Source organism: Paraburkholderia terrae (assembly GCF_002902925.1).
Classification (GTDB): domain Bacteria; phylum Pseudomonadota; class Gammaproteobacteria; order Burkholderiales; family Burkholderiaceae; genus Paraburkholderia; species Paraburkholderia terrae.
Genome location: NZ_CP026111.1, coordinates 129,635 through 151,437, shown reverse-complemented (window position 1 = coordinate 151,437; position 21,803 = coordinate 129,635). Strand labels below are relative to the sequence as shown.

At 60.2% G+C, this 21,803-nt stretch carries 22 protein-coding genes and 1 tRNA gene; 9 read left to right on the top strand and 14 right to left on the bottom strand.

Annotated elements, in window-relative coordinates; genetic code table 11:
• The first annotated feature begins 30 nt into the window (after positions 1 to 30).
• The 3 genes from C2L65_RS00695 to C2L65_RS00685 all read left to right on the top strand — a co-directional run bounded on the left by C2L65_RS00695 (position 31) and on the right by C2L65_RS00685 (position 4,088).
• Positions 31 to 717, top strand: coding sequence for a hypothetical protein (locus C2L65_RS00695; protein WP_103254501.1), 687 nt, complete (start codon positions 31 to 33; stop codon positions 715 to 717).
• A 336-nt stretch (positions 718 to 1,053) separates the two neighbouring features.
• Positions 1,054 to 2,349 carry a dsDNA nuclease domain-containing protein gene (locus C2L65_RS00690; protein WP_042313017.1) on the top strand — a complete coding sequence of 432 codons (1,296 nt, stop codon included), beginning with the start codon at positions 1,054 to 1,056 and terminating at the stop codon, positions 2,347 to 2,349.
• A 17-nt stretch (positions 2,350 to 2,366) separates the two neighbouring features.
• The gene (locus tag C2L65_RS00685; RefSeq protein ID WP_042313015.1) at positions 2,367 to 4,088 is read left to right on the top strand and encodes a hypothetical protein; all 1,722 of its coding nucleotides are present in this window, start codon (positions 2,367 to 2,369) and stop codon (positions 4,086 to 4,088) included.
• A 293-nt stretch (positions 4,089 to 4,381) separates the two neighbouring features.
• Here C2L65_RS00685 and C2L65_RS00680 read toward each other — a convergent pair whose 3' ends face one another.
• The 8 genes from C2L65_RS00680 to C2L65_RS00645 form a co-directional block, all read right to left on the bottom strand.
• Positions 4,382 to 5,092 carry a hypothetical protein gene (locus C2L65_RS00680; RefSeq protein WP_042313012.1) on the bottom strand — a complete coding sequence of 237 codons (711 nt, stop codon included), beginning with the start codon at positions 5,090 to 5,092 and terminating at the stop codon, positions 4,382 to 4,384.
• A 337-nt stretch (positions 5,093 to 5,429) separates the two neighbouring features.
• Positions 5,430 to 5,915, bottom strand: a complete 486-nt coding sequence (locus C2L65_RS47265; protein WP_427910161.1) for a rolling circle replication-associated protein — start codon at positions 5,913 to 5,915, stop codon at positions 5,430 to 5,432.
• The gene (locus C2L65_RS00670; RefSeq protein ID WP_081921279.1) at positions 5,899 to 6,978 is read right to left on the bottom strand and encodes a tyrosine-type recombinase/integrase; all 1,080 of its coding nucleotides are present in this window, start codon (positions 6,976 to 6,978) and stop codon (positions 5,899 to 5,901) included. The genes C2L65_RS47265 and C2L65_RS00670 overlap by 17 nt, the downstream gene beginning before the upstream one ends.
• 165 nt (positions 6,979 to 7,143) lie before the next feature.
• Positions 7,144 to 7,219, bottom strand: a tRNA-Ala gene (locus C2L65_RS00665).
• Positions 7,220 to 7,275: 56 nt separating this feature from the next.
• Positions 7,276 to 7,641: a c-type cytochrome gene (locus C2L65_RS00660; protein ID WP_042313010.1), complete on the bottom strand. Its 366-nt coding sequence runs from the start codon at positions 7,639 to 7,641 to the stop codon at positions 7,276 to 7,278.
• Positions 7,638 to 8,435, bottom strand: a complete 798-nt coding sequence (locus C2L65_RS00655; RefSeq protein WP_042313036.1) for a BON domain-containing protein — start codon at positions 8,433 to 8,435, stop codon at positions 7,638 to 7,640. The genes C2L65_RS00660 and C2L65_RS00655 overlap by 4 nt, the downstream gene beginning before the upstream one ends.
• Positions 8,436 to 8,455: 20 nt before the next feature.
• On the bottom strand, positions 8,456 to 9,043 hold the full coding sequence (locus tag C2L65_RS00650) for a phosphoheptose isomerase (protein ID WP_007582184.1): 588 nt from the start codon (positions 9,041 to 9,043) through the stop codon (positions 8,456 to 8,458).
• A 235-nt stretch (positions 9,044 to 9,278) separates the two neighbouring features.
• The gene (locus tag C2L65_RS00645) at positions 9,279 to 9,749 is read right to left on the bottom strand and encodes a YraN family protein (protein WP_103254500.1); all 471 of its coding nucleotides are present in this window, start codon (positions 9,747 to 9,749) and stop codon (positions 9,279 to 9,281) included.
• Between C2L65_RS00645 and rsmI the strand changes: the two genes are divergently transcribed.
• Entirely contained in the window at positions 9,748 to 10,623 is an 876-nt protein-coding gene (gene rsmI, locus C2L65_RS00640; RefSeq protein ID WP_042313007.1) for a 16S rRNA (cytidine(1402)-2'-O)-methyltransferase, read from the top strand. The genes C2L65_RS00645 and rsmI overlap by 2 nt on opposite strands.
• A gap of 76 nt (positions 10,624 to 10,699) precedes the next feature.
• On the opposite strand, the gene C2L65_RS00635 is transcribed toward rsmI, so the two are convergent.
• Positions 10,700 to 11,299 carry a septal ring lytic transglycosylase RlpA family protein gene (locus C2L65_RS00635; RefSeq protein WP_427910147.1) on the bottom strand — a complete coding sequence of 200 codons (600 nt, stop codon included), beginning with the start codon at positions 11,297 to 11,299 and terminating at the stop codon, positions 10,700 to 10,702.
• 644 nt (positions 11,300 to 11,943) lie between these two features.
• Between C2L65_RS00635 and C2L65_RS00630 the strand changes: the two genes are divergently transcribed.
• The 3 genes from C2L65_RS00630 to C2L65_RS00620 all read left to right on the top strand — a co-directional run bounded on the left by C2L65_RS00630 (position 11,944) and on the right by C2L65_RS00620 (position 13,761).
• Positions 11,944 to 12,588: an MBL fold metallo-hydrolase gene (locus C2L65_RS00630; protein ID WP_042313003.1), complete on the top strand. Its 645-nt coding sequence runs from the start codon at positions 11,944 to 11,946 to the stop codon at positions 12,586 to 12,588.
• Positions 12,585 to 13,199 (top strand): 3'-5' exonuclease family protein, encoded by a 615-nt coding sequence (locus C2L65_RS00625; RefSeq protein WP_042313001.1) that lies wholly within the window; start codon positions 12,585 to 12,587, stop codon positions 13,197 to 13,199. The genes C2L65_RS00630 and C2L65_RS00625 overlap by 4 nt, the downstream gene beginning before the upstream one ends.
• Positions 13,200 to 13,302: 103 nt before the next feature.
• Complete coding sequence (locus C2L65_RS00620; protein ID WP_007582169.1) at positions 13,303 to 13,761, top strand: Lrp/AsnC family transcriptional regulator; 459 nt, start codon at positions 13,303 to 13,305, stop codon at positions 13,759 to 13,761.
• 27 nt (positions 13,762 to 13,788) lie between these two features.
• Here C2L65_RS00620 and C2L65_RS00615 read toward each other — a convergent pair whose 3' ends face one another.
• From C2L65_RS00615 to C2L65_RS00605, 3 genes are all read right to left on the bottom strand, one after another.
• Positions 13,789 to 14,991 (bottom strand): cation diffusion facilitator family transporter, encoded by a 1,203-nt coding sequence (locus C2L65_RS00615; protein ID WP_042312998.1) that lies wholly within the window; start codon positions 14,989 to 14,991, stop codon positions 13,789 to 13,791.
• A gap of 248 nt (positions 14,992 to 15,239) precedes the next feature.
• The gene (locus C2L65_RS00610; protein WP_007582165.1) at positions 15,240 to 15,545 is read right to left on the bottom strand and encodes an H-NS histone family protein; all 306 of its coding nucleotides are present in this window, start codon (positions 15,543 to 15,545) and stop codon (positions 15,240 to 15,242) included.
• A 359-nt stretch (positions 15,546 to 15,904) separates the two neighbouring features.
• Positions 15,905 to 16,570: a HugZ family pyridoxamine 5'-phosphate oxidase gene (locus tag C2L65_RS00605; protein WP_042313031.1), complete on the bottom strand. Its 666-nt coding sequence runs from the start codon at positions 16,568 to 16,570 to the stop codon at positions 15,905 to 15,907.
• A 188-nt stretch (positions 16,571 to 16,758) separates the two neighbouring features.
• Here C2L65_RS00605 and C2L65_RS00600 point away from each other — a divergent pair, with 188 nt between their 5' ends.
• Positions 16,759 to 17,970 (top strand): MFS transporter, encoded by a 1,212-nt coding sequence (locus C2L65_RS00600; protein ID WP_042312996.1) that lies wholly within the window; start codon positions 16,759 to 16,761, stop codon positions 17,968 to 17,970.
• Between the two features lie 52 nt (positions 17,971 to 18,022).
• Here the strand turns inward: C2L65_RS00600 and C2L65_RS00595 are convergent, their stop codons facing one another.
• Together C2L65_RS00595 and C2L65_RS00590 are read right to left on the bottom strand one after the other, a co-directional pair.
• Entirely contained in the window at positions 18,023 to 19,021 is a 999-nt protein-coding gene (locus C2L65_RS00595; RefSeq protein ID WP_042312994.1) for a cupin-like domain-containing protein, read from the bottom strand.
• 223 nt (positions 19,022 to 19,244) lie between these two features.
• On the bottom strand, positions 19,245 to 20,390 hold the full coding sequence (locus tag C2L65_RS00590; RefSeq protein ID WP_042312993.1) for a branched-chain amino acid ABC transporter substrate-binding protein: 1,146 nt from the start codon (positions 20,388 to 20,390) through the stop codon (positions 19,245 to 19,247).
• A 674-nt stretch (positions 20,391 to 21,064) separates the two neighbouring features.
• On the opposite strand from C2L65_RS00590, the gene C2L65_RS00585 reads away from it, so the two are divergent.
• Positions 21,065 to 21,763, top strand: coding sequence for a dienelactone hydrolase family protein (locus C2L65_RS00585; RefSeq protein ID WP_042312991.1), 699 nt, complete (start codon positions 21,065 to 21,067; stop codon positions 21,761 to 21,763).
• The last annotated feature ends 40 nt before the right edge of the window (positions 21,764 to 21,803 follow it).

The window sequence follows — 21,803 nt, the reverse complement described above, 5'->3', positions numbered from 1 at the left end:
CTACGCTGTCTGGGGGTGGGTCAAATTTAGATGAAAACAGTGGGTCAGAATTCGGTGGAAATCAACAATGCGAGCGGCCAGGCATTTCGCTCAGGTTATCTGGACGCGTACGGTCTTTATGACGCGCTAATGCCGTGGACACCGCAGCAGATGATGTTCTTCGGATTTCAGCAAAGCGCTTACAAGGACTTCCTGCTTCTGGTGGGCTTCGGAGTGTATCTGGGGCTTGTATATGCTCTTGTGACCGCCGCCGAGCATCTGGGTCGTCGAGCAGCAGCGAAACGTAAGAACTTAGCTGTCGACACCGATAACTATTTCAGAAGCGTTGCCGAACGGAAATTCTCGCCTATGATAGTGACGGCAGGCATATTGCTGGCCGCTGCTGCATTCGTGCTAGTCCTTTGGGCGTTCACTTCAGCCGAAGCCGCCCAAGGAAGACAATTCGCCCTGGACGAGCGGACGTCTATAGACCGGCTGCAGTGCATTGGAAAAGTCGGTCAAGGCATGGCGTACGCGAGGATTTCACGCAGCGTCGGAGCTGGCAAGCCCCAAACGATTGAAGGATATGTTGTCACTTGCGACTCACACGCATGTGCTCTCTACCCCGGCGCTCCCTCTACGCAGCAGGTTTCAGTTGTGACGCTGGACAATCTCCTTAGCTTTACAACATGGGTTCCATCCTCACACTGCGCGCCTCAATCATCCTTGTCAAAGTGAGCAATGCCTGTCCGGTGATTTCCATCAAGGATTTGTATCAACAGCCGTTAAAGAGTTAGTGGCAACTTTCATGACGGTTCTCGACCTCGGCGCTCGATGTATGATTCGATGGTGTTGTTGGTCCCTGCGGGCCAATCGCGCGCCGGCCGTCGAAAGAGACGCAATTCGGCATCTCGTTGATTCCTACGCAGGCGGCATTTCAAAACGTGCCACTTCAGCCCTGTTTGCGGGCCGGTTTCCGTTGCCCGACGTCAAACGCAATAAGCAAGCACGCTGGAGCTACCGGATGGGAGAGCATCCTGGCACAGATGGTCCATAAAAGGACATGGTGAAAATGTGAGTGCGCAAAACGACAGCTCTGACGCCGAGGACAGTGGCCCGAACGTCGACGTTTGGGCCGCCTTGCTGGCTGACCCGGAAATCAACGAGAGCGGTGGCGAAGAAAATAACGATGGCGTCGATTTCGCCCGATACTGGGCAATGTACCTGCTGGTCGCGCTCGAGCGAGCAAAGCAGAACGACTATGCGTTGCTTTTTGAATATATTCAAGACGTGGCGTTACTCGACAGCGCCGACACTCCATCGTCGGCCGCGTTATTCCAGTTGAAGAAACGGGACCGGAAGGACTGGTCGATAGCGTCCCTATGTAAGCGGCCTGAGTTGGACACGGTCGACAACACGCAACCTGAAGTGGACCCGAAAGGTCAGGCCGAGTTGTTCGCTTCGACGGATGCCGAACACGAACAGCATGCACTGGCTGCACCCAAGAAATCGAGGCGTCGTGGTACCACGAGACTGCGCGGGCAGTCACCTCTCGGGAAACTGTACCTCAGTATCGCCAAGCTTCCGTCCACTGTGGAAGCAGTCGGCGCCTTCGTTTCGAACGCGCCCCTGAGCGCGAAATTGCCAAGCGGTTCTGCGCCGCCTCTACATTCATCCCTACGTTTCGACGCTCTATGCGATTCAGATACGACTGATATCAGTGCTCGCCTAAGGAAAGAGCTCGGCTTACAAGGACTTTCGCACATCTCGAAACTTGCATTCGAGCATACGAAGCTACAGCCGTCGACGATGCGCGAAACCGTGCGCGGAGCTCTGGGTGAATTGCTTGTTGACGAACTCAATCTCCCCGACACGTCGGGACAGCTGGTGTCCAAACTGCTTGACTCATTCTCGCGTCTCGGTGGAAAGAAGCGGATTCTGTCCTCCCTTCAGGACATCGTTTCCGAGAAGGGCTTCACCAAAAAGGCATTCTCACGACTGCTAGAGTCAGCATCCACTGCCAGCGATTTCGGTGTGGAAATTGAGAAGATGGTTTCGGACTTGAAGGGTGAAGGGATGCCGCCCAAGGAAGCGAACAGAATTGCCGACGCTGCTCGACGCATCGCGATTCGATTCATTCACATGCCCGAACAGCGGGATACGTTGTGCTGGCAGGAGGCTTTACGGTTCGCGCGTAGCGCCGACGCGACGAACGAAACATATCGCGCCATGCTCGAAATAACGTGTGGCCAGCTTTCGTCGCTGCTAGATTCGCGCGGTGCGGGTGACATCTCGTCGACGGACATCAAGGCTGTTGCATTACTAGCGAATATCCATGTCAAAAACGAATCTCAGACGCCTAGTGCGTAACCTCCGGAAGAAGAACAATGAAAAGCTTGCGATTCGTCAAGCTCTCGCTCTCGTCCGAGAGCGAAAGGAAGGCAAGGACCATCCAGTGGGGGGAAACAAAAACAGTGCTGGTAGGGGGTAACCATACCGGTAAGTCCACGGTGTTACGTCACCTCTTCGCAGTTTTTGGATGTGAGACCCGCTCGATGGGCAAAGTCTGGGACTTGCAGGCGCATGCAGCTGTCGACTTTGAACTTGAAGACCACCAGTACCGTATGTTGCGGGCCGGGGACCTTTTCGCGCTCTTTGCCGCGGGCGAGTTGCTATGGGCAACGCGAAGCAAGGGCGCCTTGCGCAACAAGCTCTCCGAGTTGTTTGACTTCGTTCTGCCGCTGACCACAAAGACGGAAGGCGTCAAGCTCGCGCGCCCGAGCCTATTCTTCCTTCCGTTTTTCATCGACCAGGACGGAAGCTGGGACGCCGGTTGGAATACGTTTCTTCGTTTAAACGAATTCCAATTGTGGCAAAAGCCGACCATTGAGCTCGCCCTGGATATCCGCTCATCAGCGTACTGGAAAGCCTTCAGCGAACTCTCAGAGGAGCGCCGCGCCGGCGAGGCACTCGCGCAAGAGCATAGCGTCCTCAAGAAGGCGCGCGAAAATCTCTCAGAACTTTTCCCGCGCAAGCCTTGGTTTGTCGACGGGATTGCATTCAGACGCGAACTGCGGGAGTTGGAAACTCAGGCGTCTGACTTGAGCGAACACCAAGACAAACTGCGTGCAGAGCTGACCGAGGTCACAACAGCAAGAGATGTCCTCATCACTCAATTGAGGCTTCTTGAGGAAGCGCTCAAGGACCATCAGCAAGACATGGTCTTTCTGGACGAACACTCAGCGGAGAACGAATTGGTCTGCCCGACGTGCGGAACGCATCATGCGGCGAGTTTTCACCAACGCCTTGAATTGGATGCAGAAGCAGACGATTTGCGTCAGGTCCGGGCTCGGATGAAGGTCTCACTTCGCCGCGAGGAGAAACGTCTCGAAGACGTGGCTCGCGCTCTGCAGGTCGTCGATAGCAAGGCCACTGAGCTCGACAAGCTTCTCGCGGAACCCAAGGGCAGCATGAGTTTGCGGGAAATAGTGAACCGCGCCGGCACAGAGCGAGCGCATTTTGCCTTCGAGAGCCAAGAGGCGCGCTTGAACGAGTCTATCGGAGCGAACTTCGGGCAGCAGCGATTGCTTGAGATGCAGTTGACGTCGTTAAGCGACGCGAAGCGCGCCAAGTCCATTCGCGCGACTTTCAATGCGCTGTACGCCCAATTTGCGCGTGAACTTGAGGTACCCCCGTCGCTACAAAGCCGTCGCGGCGAAGTGAATGCGCGTCCCAAAGAAGGCGGCAGTGGCGGTCCGAGAGCAATTTTGGCCTACTACTTCGCCTTGTCTCACACAGCGGCCCGATTTGCTAACGGCTACATACCACCACTAGTCATCGACTCGCCGCATCCGAAGGCACAGGACGAACTCAATCGCCCGCTCGTGACCAAATTCATCCTGCGAAACGCAGTGGAAGGTCAGCAGGTCATTGTCGGCCTTGAAGAACCGCCACCAGAAGACGTCTCCTTGAACGGTAGTGGCGAGCAACGCGTCGATTTGACTGAAAAGTTCAAGCTTCTTCGCGAGGACCAATACAACGACGTCGGACGCCGACTGTTTCCGCAGATTTTAAAGGCGCAACAGGCAAGAAAACTCGAGACCCCTTAACAAGCTAAGCCGCTACACGCGCCACCGGGATTGTTCCGTTACGGCAACGTGCAACCAAGGGAAATAAATCTCACGGACATCAGCGTGACCATTGCCCTCGCATGCTTGTTCGCTGGTGATGTCGCGTGACCGCGCCCCGGCGGTCACCATGACGCCCACATCCTGATACGGCACACCACCATCTCATCACGTGACGACGAGCGGACTGAAGTGACGAATTCTGACTGCGTCGCAGCGACCGCCGTCAAGCCCCGCAGTCAGCCTTCCCGCCGAAACCCAGCGTGATACACAGCTCAGACTTCGCCGGTCACCGGGGCGTCACTCTGAGCGGCGACCGGACCAGTCGGCCAGCCCGCCTGCGGCTCGGGCAGATAGTCGCTCAGCTGGTCAGCCATATCGCCCGCACGCTCCAGCTCCTCCGCGAGCGTCGTCACCTGTGCCCAGATGGCCGGTGTGCGCAGGGCCTCGTCCGTCACCCGGACGAGATGCTCGAGCGCTCCCGGCGGCAACAGCTGCGATATCCCGTCGGCCACCGCCAAGTCGTGCTCGAACTCGGCGTCGGCCCGGGCCACCTCCATCTCGAATGCACGCTGCGTGTAGACGTACGCGGCAACCGAGCCCGCCAGTCTGCTGCACGCGCACGCCCGGACGAGACGACGCCACTCTTCAAGATTTTCACCCGGGGATTTCGGCGGCTGCCCTTTCAGCACGACACTACGCGCCTGTTCCACGAGCCGCTCGAATCCCTCGCGGTCACCGATGAACTGCTCCGCCTCGTCATCCCATTGGACGTGCATGGTTACCGACGGTGCGTCCGACGCTTCGCAGACACCAAACACGTCAACTTCCTCACGACCTTTACGTGGTTGATAGTGCCACGACGTCCTGCCGGTCGGAGCAACGGCCAAGCGATAGACGTGTGCGCCCCCGAGGGCATGGATAATAGCGCGCCCGGCTTCACGAAAGCAGACAGCACGGCGGTGTTCTTGGGTCAATTCAGGCATGACGGCAAAGGTTCCTGCTGTTGAAGTTGCACAAAAAATACATATCACCCACTCCTTTATCGGCACGCTCCGCCCATCCTGAAGCCTGGAATGCCAGCCGAGGACATCCTGCGGTCTATCCGAGCGGTTCGGAGCATCTGGTTGCGACCGTCCCGTGTCACGACGCCAGAGGTCCATCCGCATCGTTTGAGCCGAAACCGGGCCAGCCATATACGCGTCACGCGGTCGAATAGCGGCTCTGAAACAAATCCGATGCCAATCACGGAGAGGCTATCGACTATAAGTCCTCGCGGCTTATATGACCGAATAGGGATACGTTGTGATTTATCGCATATGGTCAACTCGCTGGCGTCAGCCCGCGCCCGTGCGTCACCCATCCCCAAGGTGTCCATAGATAGGGCGAAACAAATAGCTCGCCACTTTCGGCGTCTACCCACCCGCCGCCCATGAATCGGCGTGCAGTGCTACCGAAGGGCAGCAGTGTCTGCAACCACCGAGGGAGCCCCGCGCGCTGCACCGCAGCCCTACCGCTATCATCCAGTCCGCCATAGCCGAAAAGGCGGGTGGCTTTGGGAAGGCGCGCCACGCAGTTGAACTTGGCCATGTAGCAGCCCCAGCGCTTGACGTGCCTGCAGCATTCGGTCCACGTGGAGCCCCACGGCCACCATTGCGCCAGCTTCTGCTTGTCGAGGATGAAATCTCGCGGTAACCAGATCATCAGGTGATAGTGAAGCCGCCCTTCGCGCTCGAGAACCCAGGTATAGGGCAGCGCATGGCCGCGCCGCTTCAGGACCTTGCGTAGACGTTCAAGGAAAGCACTGATGTGCCCGGAGCAGAACGCTCCGTTGTCCGCGAACGTCAGCGTCAGCGCAACCGCACGAAGGCCCGCCGCTCTTGCCTGAAGACGCTGCTCCTGGATAGCTCGCAACACGCCGCAGGGCAACGTTGACTGTGTTGCCCGACATCGGCTGCTGCTTGTCGTGTCGGCCCGGAAAGACGTAGTCCCACCGCCCCGTGACCGGCTGCAACTCGCGCAGGATGGCGACGGCCTGGGATGCCAGCGGGACCAGATGCGGCGTTTGCGTCTTGCCCACGATATAGCGCCATTCCGCTGCATCGAGATGGACCTCATCCCAGCGCATCGAACGCAATTCGATTGGCCGGCAAAACAGATATGGCGCCAGCCGGAGCGCGCACTTGACGGGAAAGGTGGCGTTCACGTCATCCATCTTGCGCAGCAGCGGGCCCACCATCTCGGGCTCGGTTACAGCGGCAAAGTGCCCGGGTCTTGCTGGTGGCAGGGCACCTCTGAGATGTTCCGCCGGGTTGCCTTGCGCCTTCCCGGTAATCACAGCGTACCGGAAAACCGCGGAGCAGTTCTGCATCGCGCGATGCGCCGTGTCGCGGGCACCGCGCTGCTCAATGCGCCGCAGGCATGCAAGGATTTCGGGGGCGGTGATTTCTGATATGGGTCGCTTGCCGAGCCAGGGGAAGAGGTCATTCTCCAGCCGGGCAAGGACCTTGTCCTTGTGCGATTTCGCCTTGTCGGACATCATGCGCTCGAACCATTCGCGCGCGACCGCTTCGAAGTTGTTGGCCGCACTGGCGAGCCTCGCCGCCCTGGCGGCCTTCCTGTATTCACTCGGGTCGGTGTCGTTCGCCAGCAGTTTGCGCGCCTCGTCACGCTTTTCCCGTGCATCTTTCAGGGTGACGTCCGGGTACCGTCCGAACGATAGCCGTTTCTCCTTGCCATCGAAACGGTACTTCAGCCGCCAGAGCTTCGACCCGCCTGGCGTGACCTCCAGATACAGGCCGCCCCCGTCCCAGATACGCCGGGTTTTGCCAGTGGGTCTGGCGTTCCTGATGGCGACGTCGGTGAGTGCCATTTGGGGGCATCCTGGGCCGGAGTCAGAGGCCCTTGCCCCATATGCTGCCCCGACCTTGGCCAAAATGCCACCAGATTTCGCTGGACAACCCTGGACGTAAAAAAGCCGGAAGCCTTATGGAATAAGGGGTTTCCGGCCTTCGCTGGACTTAACCAGACTTGAATTTGGTGGAGCGGATGAGGATCGAACTCACGACCTTCGCATTGCGAACGCGACGCTCTCCCAGCTGAGCTACCGCCCCACGATTTGGCGATTCTAGCACGACGAAAAATTACTGTGCCAGAGCACAAGCCGGCCTCACTTCGACGGCGCCCCAGCCAGCACCCAATCGACGACGGTACGAATATCGGCATCGTTCATCGCCGGATGAGCGGGCATGGGAATCGCGCCCCAGACGCCGGAACCGCCATCCTTCACCTTCTTCGCAAGCAGACCAGCAGCCCCAGCATTCCCCTTGTACTTCTCAGCCACCTGCTGAAACGAAGGCCCAACAAGCTTCCGATCAACCGCATGACAGCCCATACAAGCATTAGCCCGAGCGATCGCAAGCCCACGCGACGGCGCATCGGCAGCATGAGCGGCGCTAACAACCCCAAACCCAGCAACCAAAACCAACCCACCCATCACCGCCCGAAGCCCAGCAACAAAAAAGCCCACCCTCATTGCCCCGCCTTCGGAGTCCCCGGATGCACCTGCGTCGAGTTACTAACCGGCGCCGGAGCCTGCTGCTCCAACGGCTTCGAAGTAACCGACGAATCCGGCACCGCTCCCGAAGTCACCTCAGCATCAGGCTGCGCCGCAGCCGGCGCCCCCGAAGCCGCCGACGCAGCCGCCGCCGACGCCGCAACTGCCTCTTGCGGCTGAATATACTGAAACACCTTCACAACCTGCGTAACCCCGGGCACCCGGCTAGCCACATCCGCCCCGCGATTCCCCTCATCAACGGTAACGAGCCCCATCAGATAGATAGAACCACGCTCACAAACCACCTTATAGTTATTCGCCGAAATATCCTTCTCAGCGATCAGCGCCGTCTTCACGCGCCCTTCCAGATACGTATCGTTACTACGCGAAGAAAAAGAACTCGCGGGCGCAACCGTCAACTCATTAATAATCGCATTCACGTTATTGAGACTACGCAGAACCGATTCAGCCCGAGCCTTCGAAACCTCACCCGCCACCTCACCCGTCAGCAGCACCCGCCGATTAAACACCGTCACATTAACGTGAGCCGAGTCCGGCAAATTCTGACTAATCAGCGACATCGCCTTCACCTGAATCTCGCGGTCTTCCGTCTGCGCGCCGAGCGTGCGCCGATCGGTCGCGACCAGCGCGCTGCCGCCCGCCGCCGCGCCGACAGCCAGCACGCAGCCCTGCAACGTCGCAGCCAGCCCGGCGACGAGACCAACCACCAGCGTGGTCCTCACAAACGTACTCTTCACGCGATATGCGCTCATCAACTCGCTCTCCTTCGGAATCATTCTTCGCCGAGCAACATCGCATCGATGCCGTCGCACAGACTATGGATCGTCAACAGATGCACTTCCTGCACGCGCGCCGTGCGATCGGACGGCGCGCAAATATGGATATCGGTATCGTGCAGCACTTCGTTCATCTTGCCGCCGCCCTTGCCCGACAGCGCGATCACGATCATCTCGCGGTCATGCGCGTCTTCGACGGCAGCGAGAATATTGGCTGGATTGCCCGACGTCGAGATAGCGAGCAGCACGTCGCCAGGCTGACCGAGCGCGCGAATCTGCGTCGCGAAAATCTGGTCGAGCGATGCATCGTTGGCGATGCCCGTGATGATCGACGAATCCGTCGTCAGCGCAATGGCCGCCAACGCCGGACGCTCGCGCTCGAAGCCGCCGATCAGTTCGGCAGCGAAGTATTGCGCGTCGGCAGCGGACCCGCCGTTGCCGCACGCCAGAATCTTGTTACCGTTTGCAAGCGCGGCAAACATCGTGTCGACGGCCGCCGCGATCGGCATCGACAAAGCGTCCAGTGCTGCGAGTGTGACTGCCGCGCTATCGCGGAAGTGTTGTTGAATGCGTTCGACTGACATCGACTCTCTATCGTGTACTGCTTGCGCTGCCCGCCTGGCAGCGCAGGTTCAATTGGACGTGTTGCCCTTCCCCGCGCGATGGTCCGCAACGCCCCGATCGGCGTGCCATGCGAGGCCGTTGAGCGGTTCCGTTCTGCAGCGCCTGCGTGCAAAGCGTTCGGCGCGCATCCACACACCACGCGCCGCCCTTTTCGCGTCCGCAAGTTTATCGTACTCACGCGGCGAAACCGCCTGCTCAACAGTCGTCCGCGCGAAAAGCGTCTCGCAGCCACACCAGACGCCCACGCTCGAACGCGATCACGTCGAACCGGCACGCGGGCATCGCGCCATGATGCGCCAACAAAAAGTGCTGCGCGGCGCGCACGATGCGCTGCTGCTTCTGCCACACGACACTCGCCGCCGCTCCGCCATATCCGCCGTGCGCTCGCGCGCGCACTTCGACGAACACGAGCGCGCCGTCTGGCTCGCGCATCACGAGATCGATCTCGCCGCCGCGACACACGACGTTACGCGCGACGAACCGCAAACGCTGCCGCTGAAGAAACGTCAACGCGTGCGCTTCGAACGCTGCCCCGACGCTTTTGGACCGTGCGCCATCGGAAAAGTTGTGCGAGCGCGGCGCGGCATCGCGTGAGTGATCTCGTGCGCGCTCGGCTGCGTGGCACAATGTCGGCCTCGTTTCGTCTGTCTGCGTCTTCCGTGTCATGACTCCTCTTTCCGAACTCGCGCAGGGACAGCAGTACCCCGCTTCCGCGCTTTACGTCGTGGCCACGCCGATCGGCAACATCGCCGACATCACGTTGCGCGCGCTGCATGTGCTCGGCCTCGTGGATCGCATCGCCGCCGAAGACACACGCAACACGGGACAACTGCTGTCGCGCTACGGCATCTCGAAGCCGCTCGTCGCCGTGCATCAGCACAACGAACGCGAGTCTGCGCAGCGCATCGTCGAGTATCTGCAGGCGGGCGAGCGCATCGCGTACGTTTCCGACGCGGGCACGCCAGGCATCTCGGACCCAGGCGCAAAACTCGTCGATGCCGTGCGCGAAGCCGGTTTCCCCGTCGTCCCGCTGCCGGGCGCAAGCGCACTCGCCACGGCGCTCAGCGTCGCGGGCGACTGGGTCTCGACGTTTTCTTTCGTCGGCTTCCTGCCGCCCAAAGCGAAGCAGCGCGCCGCCGCGCTCGCACCGCTGACAAAGCATCCGTATGCGATGGTGTTCTACGAAGCGCCGCATCGCATCGTCGAGACCGTCCAAGCGCTCGCCGACGCATTCGGCGGCGAGCGGCGTCTGTTGATTGGCCGTGAGTTGACGAAATTACATGAGGCGCTGCATCGCTGCACCCTGGCCGAAGGGCCTAAGTGGCTCGCCGAAGATGCCAACCGGCAACGCGGCGAATTCGTGCTGGTCGTCGAAGGCGCGCCCGTCGATGCCGAAGGCGAACACGATCACGACGCGCTGCTCGGCATGTTGCTGGAGGAATTGTCGGTAAGCGGCGCCGTGAAAATTGCGGCGACGCTCACGGGCGCTTCGCGCAACGCGCTGTACGCGCGCGCGCTGGCCCTGAAAAAGGACGAGTGAAAACAAAAAGGGCTGCATAACGCAGCCCTTTCTTCCGAGGACATCGCATGTCCGCGGCCATCGTTCAAAGACGATCTTACTTCTCGTTCGAATCGCTCTGATTCGACGCCAGGATTTCCTTCATCTCGGCCTTCGCCTCACGCTGCGTCAGACCTTCGATCTTCACGCGTGCCGTACCGATATACGCCAGATGCAAAATCTTCGCAGCCGCGTAAGAAAGATCGATCACCCGACCACGCGCGTACGGACCACGGTCGTTGATTTTCACGACGACGGTATCGTTCGTCGCCGGATTGGTCACGCGCACGTACGAGCCGAGCGGCAACGTGCGGTGTGCAGCCGTCAACGCGTGCATGTCGAAACGCTCGCCGTTGGCCGTCTTGCGTCCGTGGAAGCCGCGTCCGTACCACGACGCGCGGCCCAGCTGATGGAAATCACCGATATTCGGGCCGTCGGTCAACGGCTCTGCGTCAGCGAGCTTGCCCTTCTGCTCTGCCGTGTCAGGCAGATTGTTCAGACCGGAGCCGTACGACTGCGGTGCAACCGCAGTGTGCGCATCCTTGGTCGTTGCGGACACACCGCTGACCTGGGTGCTCGCGCCCGGAGGCACCGCGCAACCGGCGAGTGCCAAAAAGGCAAAAACGCTCCCAACACGTCGGGGTAGCCGAGTTTTCATAAGACAATTTGTTACCAATGCGAGCCGCATCACGCGAAAAAACAGCGTCTATGCATGCGACTCCGGCGGCAATGAGCGAGCGCGCACCGCGCAACGTTGGCGCAGGACGACGGAAGCCCGGACGCGGCACACTCAGCCGCTACCGCACGGTTAGTTTTCACGTCTGACTGAACTGTCCCCGCAGTTTTGGCCAGACCCCACAAGCCGCCATCGAACGTGAAACACGCTCAGCGCCGGAAACTCACAGCGCTTAGGAAGGCGGCGTAGGCCCCATCCAGCGTTACGGCAGCGAGGCCGTAGCAGGTGCGTGGCACCTGGCTAGACAGGACGTGCGCATCGATAAAAGCGATCGATGCTGGATTTGTCATCGGATTCACCCGACGACACTTGCTTGATAGTGAAGCAGCAGCGCCCGTTCCCGTTTCATAGGACGAAATGCTTTTTCACCCAAAAGACAGTGCGGTTTCCCACACCCATTACATGCATTATAGCAAAAACACAATTCTGTGTTGCCCGGCTCTCCATCCGCTCGATGAATTCTCACTATTACTGCAAAAATGCGCATGCGCTAGTCGGCTTTCTGGCCGATGGCACGTGACCCTGCGGTCGGTACAATCGAGCTTTCCAAGCTTTGCGCCCCCGCCATGAAAGTCACACTAATGCCCGTCACGCCGTTCCAGCAGAACAGTTCCCTGCTCGTTTGCGAGAACACCGGGAGCGCGGCCATCGTCGATCCGGGCGGTGATCTCGACATCATCAAGGGCGAGGTGGAGCGCCAGAACGTGTCTGTCGAAAAGGTGCTGCTAACGCACGGACATATCGATCATTGCGCGGGCGCGAAGACGCTCGCGGAGCACTACGGCGTGCCGATCGAAGGTCCACATGTCGATGAACGCTTCTGGCTCGACAAGCTGCCCGAACAGAGCGTGCGCTTTGGCTTCCCTGCGGCTGAGGCCTTCGAACCGACCCGCTGGCTCGACGACAACGACACGGTGACGTTCGGCGACGAAACACTCGAGGTCTATCACTGCCCCGGCCACACGCCCGGTCACGTGATCTTCTTCAGCCGTGAGCATCGTTTCGCGCTGGTCGGTGACGTGCTGTTCGCTGGTTCGATCGGTCGCACGGATTTTCCGCGTGGCAACCACGGCGACCTGATCCGCTCGATCCGCGCCAAGCTCTGGCCGCTCGGCGACGACGTGACGTTCGTTCCCGGCCACGGGCCCACCTCGACGTTCGGCGACGAACGACGCACGAATCCGTATGTCGCGGACGGAGTCGGCGCATGAGCGCAGAAATCTATGTGAGCACCGACGTCGAAGCGGACGGCCCGATTCCCGGTCCGCATTCGATGCTGAGTTTCGCGTCGGCCGCTTATACGGCCGACAAGCAACTGATCGGCACGTTCTCGGCGAACCTGGAGCTGCTCGAAGGCGCCGCGCCGCATCCCGTGCAGGAGGCGTGGTGGAAGACGCAGCCCGAAGCGTGGGCGGCGTGCCGCAAGGACTTGCAGCAGCCGGCGGCGGCACTCGTGGCGTATGTCGAATGGGTCGAGGCGTTGCCGGGCAAGCCCGTATTTGTCGCGATGCCGGCGGGCTTCGATTTCACGTTCATGTTCTGGTACATGATGCGCTTTACAGGTCGCTGCCCGTTCTCGTGGTCGGCGCTCGATATCAAAACGCTCGCGTTCGCGATGACGGGGCTGCCGTATCGCAAGTGCATCAAGCCACGTTTCCCCAAGCACTGGTTCGACGATCATCCGCACACGCACGTCGCGCTCGACGACGCCATCGAGCAAGGCGCGCTCTTCTGCAACATGCTCGCGGAGCTGCGGGCAAGCCAGAGCGCCGTGGCAGCCGGCGCTGACGGGGACGACTCAGGACAAAAACCCGCCGAGTAAGCGCCAAATTAGGGAATCCCCCTCAGTACGGGCGGTTTGCATTGCGTTTCGTTTCCGCGACCTCTACCATTGACGAAAAGGCGGCGCGACAACGGAGGCGCAGTTGACACTCGATACGTTCTCTCAAAAAATCCTGCGTCTTTTGCAGCTGGACGCGCGCCGTTCGGTGCAGGAAATCTCCGATCAGGTCGGACTGTCCAGCACACCGTGCTGGCGACGCATCAAGGACATGGAGCAATCGGGCATCATCCAGCGCTACACGGCGTTGCTCGATCGCGAAAAGCTCGGCTTGCATGTGTGCGCACTCGCCCATATTCACCTGACGCGACACACGGAAGGCGGCGTCGAGCAGTTCGAACGGGAAATCGCCACCTGCCCCGAAGTGACCGAGTGCTACAGCACGACGGGCGAATCGGACTACATCCTCAAGATCGTTGCGCCCGACATCAAGGCGTACGACGCCTTCCTCCACGACCGCATTTTCAAGATTCCCGCTGTCGCGCAGGTGCGCACGAGCGTCGTGCTGCGCGAGATCAAGTTCGATACGCAGCTGCCGCTTTAACCGGCTCGCTCAGACGCCGGGAATCGCTCAGCCGTCGCCGCGCGGCTCGCGCACCAGCTCCGCGCCAGCCGTCGACACATCCACTGCATGTGTCACGTTCAAGCGGCGCGCACCCAGCTTGTGCTTGAGCGCTTCCACATCGACCTGCGCGAGTTGATGCACTTCGCTTTCCAGCGCGTCGAGCCTCGACGGCTGCAGCGTCACCTCGACGTCGAGCCCCGTGCTCAGATAATGCAGATTCACACTGGCGGCCTTGAGTCCTTGCGCGGCAAGCGCCGATTCCACTTCAGTGGCGATCTTTGCGCGCGGCAGCAGGTTGACGGGTGGCCGCGCAATCGCATCGTTTTCCGGATCGACGTGAATCAGCGCGTCGAGCACGCGGTTGTCCGATAGCACACGCGCACGCGCCGTCTCGGCGATGTAGTGACCTTCGGAAACGGAGATCATCGGGTCCACGAGAATATGCGCGTCGACGAGTGCGAAGTCGCCCATCTTCCGCGTGCGCAGTTCGTGGACATCGCGCACGCCGGGCGTCGATAAAATCCGCGCGCGCAGATCGGCCGTATCGGATTCGTCGAGCGCGCGATCGGACAAATCCTGAAGCGCATCCCAACCGAACGTCCAGCCCATGCGCGCAACCATGAAGCCGACAACGGCAGCCGCAACCGGATCGAGCAGCCGCACGCCAGCAATGCTCCCGACGATACCCAACGCAACCACCAGCGACGACGCCGCATCCGAGCGCGCATGCCACGCGTTCGCAATCAGCATCGCCGAACGCACGCGTTGTGCCTCGCGCAGCATGTAGCGAAACAGCGCTTCCTTCGACAGCAGCACGACGATCGCGACCACGAGCGCGCTCAAATGAACGGCAGGAATGTTGTCCAGATCGGTGAGCCGCTCGCCGGCGCGCCACAACATGCCGCCGCCAACCGCGATCAGCAAGCCGCCCAGAAATAGCGACGCGACCGTTTCATAACGGCTATGTCCGTAGTTGTGATCGGCGTCCGGTTCGGCTCCGCTATGGCGATTGGCGACCAGCACGACAAAATCGGAAATGAGATCGGCGAGCGAATGCACGCCGTCCGCGACGAGCGCCTGGGAATGCGCAATCACGCCCACGACAATCTGCACCGACATCAACACCGTATTGAGTCCGATGCTGACGAAAGTGGTTTTGCGGGCTACGCGTCGTTTCTCCGCGGATTGGGCGGTCGGGTTGGAAGGCATTTGAAGGCAAACGGTTTGGTTACTATTTATTCTACCCGCCGCTTTGTGAAACCGCTGTTAAGCGAACAAAAAATACCTTTTAAATCATGCGCTTATCATAACGCGACTCATTCGCATCGAGGCACGCACGGCACCGGCCACCGTTCTTCCTAAGAATTGAAAAGACTCGGCCCAATAAAAAACCGCGCTTCCGAATGGAGCGCGGTTTTTCTTAAATCCATTGCTTGCGGTGCAAGCATTAAGTCATATTATTTCTCGATGAGAAATTTTTCGCGATCTTGACCTGCAATCCAGCGCGGCGGCTTACCGCGGCCCGACCAGGTGCTCCCGCTTGCGGGGTCACGATATTTAGGTGCGACGCCGGCGCGGGGACGGCCCGCTGCCTTTACGGCTTTCGCACGTCCGCCAGCGCCGAGTTCAGCCAGCGTAATACCGTAATCAGACATTTTCTGCTTGATCTCGTTTAACACTTCCGCATACTCGCGCGCTTTCGCCTCTTCGATCTGTTTCTCGAGCTTTTCGCGCTGCGCGAGTAGTTCCCTGTAGGAGGACATAGTTTCCTTGTGGTTCGATAAATGGACGGACGGTCTATGCCGATTAGTCCGGAAAGTGATCATGCCTCGGAATTTGCTGGCGAGATTAACACAAAATAGAAACTTCGGAAAAGAGACCGGCGAAAATTAATTAATCTCAATTTCTAAAACTTTCAAGAGCCTGGCAATCAACCGGCTCAGAAGCCGAATTATTCTCCCACTGAATAACGCTCATCTGAGGAATAAATTCATATTTAATTAGCAAGGCATGAAAAGCAATGGTTAATTTATTCCCAAACATTTCATGCCATGCGAGTTTTAACCGGCAAAATGTAAAATGCCGGCCCGATTTTGCGGTATAAATCGCTCCACATTACCCGTCATGCATTGGCGTGCCGCGCGATGCAATCTTCAAGCGCAGCGTGTAAGCATTCGGCATCGGGCGCAGGTGTGTCGAAGGCCATGCGGCTGCGGGCGCCCGAAATATTCAGGTCCGCGCCATAGCGGTCTATGCCCATCAATTGCACTTGCGCTGGCCGTCGCGGGTGGCGTTCGAAGAATTCGACCAGCGCGTTTTCCTCGTCAAATGAAACGGGGTCGAGCGGATCGAGTTCTGCCTGCGTCAACCATCCCATCGCGCCAAACCCGCCTATATAACGCATCCGCTTGACCGACATCACCCAGAACGAGAAATCCCCCAGTACCAGATAGCGCTCGGCCTCCGGGTGGTAGCGCAGATACCGCTGAGTCACGGGCGGCGTCGGCTCGACATGCTCGAACGTGCCGACCAGCGTGACGCGCTGCCCGTTGAGCACGTCGCCGTCTGGCGCGTGGACGATCAGGAAGCCCGCGCGCGGATCAGAGTGCAGATTGCGCGTGTGCTCGGCGAGCCGGCTCACGAGTATCGTCGGGCGATGATGCGAATCCGGCGCGAACGGCAGCACCGTCGGATACGGAAACCCTTGCGGCTGACGCGCATGCGTGGCGAGTGTGCCGATGGCGGCCTGATGCAACAGATGCAGCGGAGCGTGAGCGGGAATGTTCAAGTGCGCGTCCTCGTCGGGTGATTGATGCACCGCGCGATGCCGTTAAACGCGACGCGCGTGGAAAGGAGATATTAGTTCAGAGACTTGTCCGCATGAGCCATCATGCTTCGTTAGAATGTGGAAGCGCTTTCATCGCGCTTTCTTGCTGCGCTTCCTCTTCATCTTCGTTTTCAATCACCGAGTTTTCCGTGTCCGATCGTCCGTCCGAGTCCGCCTCCTTGCCCGCCGCGCATCGCAATCTGTCAGCGAGCGCGCGCAACCGTGCCCGTTACGCGACGATGGCGCTCTTCTTCATCGCGGGGATGATGTATGCGTCCTGGGGCGTCCACGTGCCGACCGTCCGCGATCGGTTCCAGCTGAATCCAGCCATGCTGTCGCTCGCGCTGTTCGCGGTGGCGGGCGGCTCGATCGGCGCGATGGTGACGAATGCGCCGTGGATCGCGCGCGTCGGCACACGGCGCGCCTGTCTTGCGGGCGGGCTCGTGATGTCGGGGGCTGGCGCGCTGATTCTCGTCGTGCCGTATTACTGGATGCTGCTCGTATTGCTCGCACTCTTCGGCGCGGGCATGGCAACGCTCGACGTCGCGATGAACGCCGAAGCCAGCACCGTCGAAGAGACGCTCGGCCGGCCGATCATGTCGGCGCTGCATGGCATGTTCAGCGTCGGCGGGATGGCGGGCGCGGCGGTCGGCGGCGCGGCGCTCGCGCACGGCATGGCGCCTGCCGTGCATCTGCTGCTCGCCTCGCTGATCAGCGCGGCCGTGTTACTGGCCGCGTGCCCATCCGTCCTGCCGCACATTCCGCATTCCGAGCATCCGGACGCGCACACGCCGCGCGGCAACCGCTGGCGCTCGCCCGCGTTGTGGGCGCTCGGCGCCATCGCGCTGATCGCCTTGATCGCGGAAGGCGCGATGTACGACTGGGCGACTGTTTATATGCGCGACGTCGTCGCGTCGACGCCGGCCGTAGCGAGCGCCGCCTACGCCGCGTTCTCGGGCGGCATGGCTGCCGCGCGTTTTGCCGGCGACGCCGTGCGCGCGCGATTCGGCGCGCCGCAGCTGATTGCCGCGAGCGCGTCACTGGCTTGCGCGGGCATGTTCGGCGCGCTGCTGCTGCCGCATCCCATCGCGGCGCTGACGGGCTTCACGCTGATGGGCCTCGGTCTCGCCAACATGATGCCCGTGCTGTTCGCGGCAGCGGCGCGCGTGAAAGGCATACACGCGGCCGAGGGACTCGCGCACGTGGCCGGGCTCGCCTACTTCGGCCTGCTGCTCGGGCCGGTGATCATCGGCGGCGTGGCGCAGGTGACGAATCTTCCCATCGGGCTGTCCGTCGTCGCGCTGTGCGCGGCGCTCGTCGCGTTCATCGGGCCCAAGGTTTTGCGCCGGCTCGGCATCTGAAGGCCTGCCCTTAACACTGCATCGGTCCGCCGTTTGTTTACCGAAGTACCGCTCAAAGTTCGCGATACGTGCTGTACGTACGGCCGAAATCATTACGCTCGATAAAGTTCGTGTGGGTCATCGTGGCGGAAACGTCGAGCGCTTCGACGTAGTGCCACCAGCCGATCGGCAGAAACAGCAGTTCGCCGGGTTCGAGCGTGCATTCGATCACCTGCGCATGTTCGAACGACGGAAACCGCCCGACATCGATCGCGCCGCCGTCGAGCTGCGAATAGCAATGCAGATGGTTGTACATGTGGGCGGTGTCGGTGAACGGCACGAGCAGGACACGCTTGCGGCCGATCACCTGCGCCATCAGATTGTTGGTCAGGTCGTGATGAAACGGCGTCTTCGTGCCGGCCGGACCGAACCAGAAATAGCCTGCGTCGGTTGGCGCCGAATCCAGATACTCGCCGATCGCAGGCGCATCGGCCCAAAGCGTCGCGAGCGCCGTGCGGTTGCGCGACGCGTTATTCGCCGTCATATAGAAGTCATTCGTCACGCCCGCGCTTTCGACGAGATCGACGTAATCGCCAAAGCGCATCGTGCGCCTCAACACCGGTTGATTGATCTCGTAGTTCGCATCCGCCTCACGTCCAAACTGCACTTCGACTTCGGCAAGACCGCAGCGCGCGCGAAAGTAATCGAAATTCCACAGCTTGCGCGCCGGCCACGAATCGAGCATGCCCGTGATGATCACAGGCCGGTTCTGAAAATAGAACTGCTCGTAAAACGCATCGCGCGACAGACGCACGCGGCGCTCGACACATGCCGCGCCCGAACGCATGCGATTTAGCTCACCGTACACGGAAAGCATCCATTCGCGCTTACGCAAACGATTGCGCAAGCGAGAACCCGCTTGAAAATAAGGGCTTTGCAACGTGCTATCGATCTCGCATAACGCGTGTTCGCGTTCGAACCCATGCTCGACGAGCACGGCATGCACGGCCTCCGGCGAGGCTTCGAGCAACAGGTTCTCGGCAATCCAGCGCCGCCATTCGTCATCGATCATCCGTGTCACGACCGCGTCCCCCGCGTGTTGTAGCCGATACGACAATATCGCCCGCACCGCTTCCGGTGCGCAAAAAGAAATGCGCCGACAGGCATGCGCAAAAGCAGAAGGCAAAACAAAAGGCACGCGGGTCGAAACCCGCGTGCCTCCTAAGCCCTTTCGGGCTGGCTTGCGCAGGGCGGACCGCGGAGAACCGCGTTTCCGCCAACTACGCCAAGCGCTCTTACATCTTCACGACGTCGAGCAGCGTCTTCTTGCCCGACTTGTAGTTGTACAGCGAGATCACGCCGTGCTTCAGGTCGCCCTTCGCGTCGAACGTGGTTTCACCGATCACACCCTTGTAGTCGGTGTTCGGCATCACTGCCAGGATCTTCGCCGGATCGGTCGAGCCAGCGCGCTTCATTGCGTCGACGATGATGTACACAGCGTCATACGTGAACGGAGCGTAGATCTGGATCGGCTGGCCGAAACGCTTCTGATACTTCGCCTGGAACGCTGCGCCGCCTTCCATCTTCTCGAGCGCCATACCGGCTTCCGAGCAGACGATGTTGTCGGTTGCGTCGCCAGCCAGGTCAGACAGCTTGTCGGTACACACGCCGTCGCCAGCCAGCACCTTCGCGCGCAGGCCGAGCTGCTTGGCTTGCTTTGCGAACGGGCCGCCCGTGGCGTCCATGCCGCCGTACATGATCGCGTCCGGGTTTTCGCCCTTGATCTTCGTCAGAATCGCGCGGAAGTCGACAGCCTTGTCGTTCGTCGCGTCATGCGACATCACGTTCAGGCCCAGCGACTTCGCCGTCTTCTCGAATTCGTTTGCGAGACCCTGGCCGTATGCCGTCGAGTCGTCGACGATCGCGACGCTCTTCACCTTCAGGCCCTTCGCTGCGTAGTTCGCCAGTGCCGGACCTTGCTGCGCGTCCGTCGCAACGACGCGGTACGTCGTCTTGAAGCCCTGTTGCGTGTACGCCGGATTCGTTGCCGACGGCGAGATCTGAACGATGCCTGCATCGCTATAGATCTTCGAAGCCGGGATCGACGTGCCCGAGTTCAAGTGGCCAACCACTGCGACGACCTTGTCGTCGACCAGCTTCTGCGCGACCTGCGTAGCCGTACGCGGGTCAGCTGCGTCGTCCTGTGCATCCAGTTGCAGCGTGATCTTCTGGCCGCCGATCGTCAGACCCTTGGCATTGATCTCTTCAACTGCGAGACGTGCGCCATTTTCGTTGTCCTTGCCCAGGTGAGCGATGCCACCCGTCAAAGGCGCAACGTGGCCAATCTTGACAGTTTCGTCGGCCATAGCCGTCGTCGCCAACGTTGCAAACAGCATCGCCGCAGCGCTGATCGGCAACAGCTTTTGGATTTTGATGTTCATGTAAGTCTCCGATTTCGGTCCCGAAAAACAACGGTATCGCCCTTGTGCCCCGCTTCCTTCACGTGTCGCTCAAATCCCGTGGACGACTCCGCCGGATGCATCGTTCATGCACTTGGCAAGCACGCGTTCCAGCCTGTTTGTGGCAGGTGGCGCCCCGCGCTTGCGCGCAAGTGTAGGCTATCAAATTAATTTGTGGGGGTTTTTTGAGGAAGTGGGATCACTACCAATAGCGTTTATCCCACTTAGTCATGAAAGGCAGGTGGAACGTGGCCGGAAAGCGAAGGCTGGCGCGGGTTTCGGGGAAACGAGGGAGGCTTCTATAGTGCGGGTCTAAAGCTTTTCCTCGATCGTCCGTTAATGCGCCGGATGTGCGTCGAACGCGTCATCACGGGTAAACACAATGGTGATAACGCGCCGTTGAGATCGTGCTCAAACACGCTTAAGCGATGCGCTCTATATAGAGTGCGAGTGCCGTTTTTTGGCCGCTGCAACCGGGCCGCGCAGCCCGCCGAAACCAGAAGTCGTTTCAATCCGCTTACGAGAAGGCCGCCGCGCGGGCCTCTCGCTGCAATTGCCTTCTTTTGATGGCACACTGAGCGCCCGCTGCGGGCGAGACGCCCGCAAACGATTGCCCGCCCGATAGCGGCTTCACCGTTTATGCAAGGAGAAACAACGTGAGCGTGACTTCCCGATGGATCGACATTCAAACCGGCAATGATTCATTTGGCGCGTACATGTCGACGCCGAAAAGCGGCAAGGGTCCGGCCGTCATCATCATCCAGGAAATCTTCGGCGTGAACGGCCACATTCGCGACGTCGTCGATCAATATGCGCAGGACGGCTATATCGCGATCGCACCGGATATCTTCTGGCGCACGCAGCCGCGCGTCGAACTCACCTACGCCGGCGCGGATCGCGACAAGGGCATCGAAATCCTGCAGAAGACGAATGTCGATCTCGCCGTCGCCGATATCGGCGCCACGGCTGCCGCGCTGCGCGCGATGCCGGAAGTGGCGGGCAAGATCGCGGGCGTCGGCTACTGCTTTGGCGGCCGTCTCGCGTATCTGGCCGCGGCTGAAGGATTGCTCGATATCGCCGTGTCGTACTACGGCGGCGGCATCCAGAACCAGCTCGACAAGGCAGCGCAAATCAAGGTGCCGATGCAGTTCCACTACGGCGAACTCGACCACGGCATTCCGCTGTCGGCAGTCGGTGAAGTGAAGGAGCGCTTCGCGGGCCGCGACGAAGTTGAGCTGTATATCTACCCGAACGCCGATCACGGTTTCAACTGCACCGAGCGCGCGAGCTATCACCAGCATTCGGCAGCGCTCGCGCATGGCCGCACGCTGACTTTCCTCGGCACCCACGCGTAAGTTACGCTAGAGGCACGACGTGGCTGCGTCGTGCCCTGCG